Annotated in this window: 2 protein-coding genes and 1 pseudogene; 1 reads left to right on the top strand and 2 read right to left on the bottom strand. The window is 47.9% G+C overall.

Features of this window, described 5'->3' with window-relative positions; translation table 11 throughout:
* A pseudogene (locus tag Q0R35_RS00330) lies at positions 1-516 on the top strand (tRNA (adenosine(37)-N6)-threonylcarbamoyltransferase complex transferase subunit TsaD); the annotation flags it as partial.
* 17 nt (positions 517-533) lie between these two features.
* Here the strand turns inward: Q0R35_RS00330 and Q0R35_RS00325 are convergent.
* A complete protein-coding gene (locus Q0R35_RS00325; protein WP_295613239.1) occupies positions 534-1,043 on the bottom strand; it encodes a hypothetical protein in 510 nt (169 codons plus the stop codon).
* 17 nt (positions 1,044-1,060) lie between these two features.
* Complete coding sequence (locus tag Q0R35_RS00320) at positions 1,061-1,969, bottom strand: hypothetical protein (protein WP_295613236.1); 909 nt, start codon at positions 1,967-1,969, stop codon at positions 1,061-1,063.
* Positions 1,970-2,117 lie beyond the last annotated feature (148 nt).

The raw sequence follows: 2,117 nt of genomic DNA, 5'->3' as shown, positions 1-2,117 counted from the left end.
CCTGGCGGGCCAAAGATCGATCGATTGGCTGCATTGGGCAATCCCCACCTTTACCCGCTCCCAGAGGGGAATATTTCACTTCCAGGCGGTGGCTTTCATCCTTATGATTCGAGCTTTAGCGGGGTGAAAACGGCGGTGTTGCGATTGACGCAAAAGTTGCAAGCTCAAGGGCAAGAATTACCCGTGGCGGATATTGCGGCAAGTTTTCAGCATAGCATCGCGCGATCGCTAACCAAACGGGCGATCGCTTGTGCGACCGATTATGGCTTGGAGACGATCGTTATCGGTGGCGGAGTGGCGGCTAATCGGGGGCTGAGAGACACGTTAGCGGCGGCGGCGAGTCAGCGGGGCATACAGGTGCTATTTCCGCCGCTGGAGTATTGTACCGACAATGCGGCGATGATTGGGTGTGCGGCGGCGGAACATTTAAGCCGGGGGCATGTTTCTCCGTTAAATTTGGGGGTACAGTCGCGGTTATCGATTGTGGATGTGATGAGTTTGTATAGCGGTTGTTGAAAGAACGTTACTGTTAGCTAGCAATTATTATCTAGCCGCTCTGCGTTATCGATGCCGTACTCTAAGCGAAGGGTATCTAGGCGAGTATCCATGAGAGTTTCAGGGTTGATGTAGGCATCTACTTTTTTCTTCACAGTACCACCTTGGCGAATGCCTCGATAATAAAGCTGACAAACTTGGAGTGGATTGACGTATTTGTTGCCTAATGCTCGTCCGGTGAGAGATCGCCACAGCAGTTCGAGAAATACGCCAAAGCTTTGGACATAGTAGTACCAGGGACGCTTCCAGCTCAGGGCAGTGAGTAAAAATCCTAACAATTGTAGTTCAGCACGGAGATCGGTAGAGTAACCTGTGACTACATGCATCAAATCGTGGCGCAATAAGTCTTGCCAGGGGATATGAAATGGCCCCACCTGCATGTCTCGATTTTGGATGAAGTCGGGGTTGGCAGCGTAATACCGAGTTAAGCCTTCACGCAAGGTAAGCGATCGATCTGTCGGGTTAGAATCGGTAGAATAAGTGTTCATAGTATGCTTGTCAAAGGTCAGTTCGAGGGAGTTGAGCCAGCAGCGAGTTCGGTGGCCGATCGACTAAGCTCTAAATAGCGATGCAGATGCTCGGTGATGATGCCGTGCAAAAGTAGCCGCCGCGCTGCACCAAAGGGGGTTTCTGGAGCCAGGGGGTTACGGTTAGCGATCGCATGATTCCAGCGGTAGTCGTCAGTTAGCATACTGATATAGCAGCCAAAGTTTTCGTCAAATTCCAGCGATAGCACTGCTCGTTCAAACTCATCACAGGTCAGCCAGAGGGAGTAAAATACCTTGAATAGTTCGATCGCTGACTCTAGATCCAGCATCTGCCACCAATGCCGCCGACTAAAATCTATCTCAACAGATACGGGTTGAATGCTGTCATAAATTAACCCCCGCGCTTGTACTTCCGCTAACCAATTAGGATTTTCTCGTTGAGCCTGGTGATAATCCAGCACAAAGTTATATAAAATCAAATCGTGTTCGAGAAAAGCATTGTCAGCCAAATCTGCCACTTTGCAGGGGTAAAGAGTCGATTTAGGAATCGCGGGATTCGGTGAATTATCAATTAAAAAATTGACAATATTAGAGCCTAACCCAATGTGACGTACGATTAAGTAGCAGGCTTCTGGACTGACAAAATTGTTGAGAAACCAGGCAGCCGAACGGTGCATAATCCAATAATTGCTAAATTGAAACGGCAGTAATCTTTTGACGATTAAAATTATTGCTAGCATCACGTTAGCAAAGATCTTAATCGGTAATAGTAAATAGCTTCGAGTCCAGTTTTTCAAGTCGCGAATCATGTGCGCTTTAGCTACCGGATCGACTGGGATTGCCCCGTCTAAATATAAAGCATCCCAAGTATCTGGATTGGTGCGGTCGTGCGGCTGAGGGATATATGGAGCTGATAAATAATTCATATTCGAGTGTTTATTTGTCGTGACGATTGATAAGTTGTCGGAAAAGTCTGATTGGCTCCGATCGTAGATCTTAATCCCCCTTTTAAGCTACGGTGTACCGACAAGTTATTTGAGTTGTTGCGTAGTCCCTTTACCCCACCCCAACCCT

It is taken from the genome of Chamaesiphon sp. GL140_3_metabinner_50, from assembly GCF_025361915.1.
In the GTDB taxonomy this organism is placed as follows: Bacteria; Cyanobacteriota; Cyanobacteriia; order Cyanobacteriales; family Chamaesiphonaceae; genus Chamaesiphon.
This window is presented reverse-complemented; position numbering and strand designations above follow the sequence as displayed.

Coding starts and splice junctions, on each gene's coding strand:
- Q0R35_RS00325 (WP_295613239.1), bottom strand. CDS start 1,043: ATGAACACTTATTCTACCGATTCTAACCCGACAGATCGATCGCTTACC.
- Q0R35_RS00320 (WP_295613236.1), bottom strand. CDS start 1,969: ATGAATTATTTATCAGCTCCATATATCCCTCAGCCGCACGACCGCACC.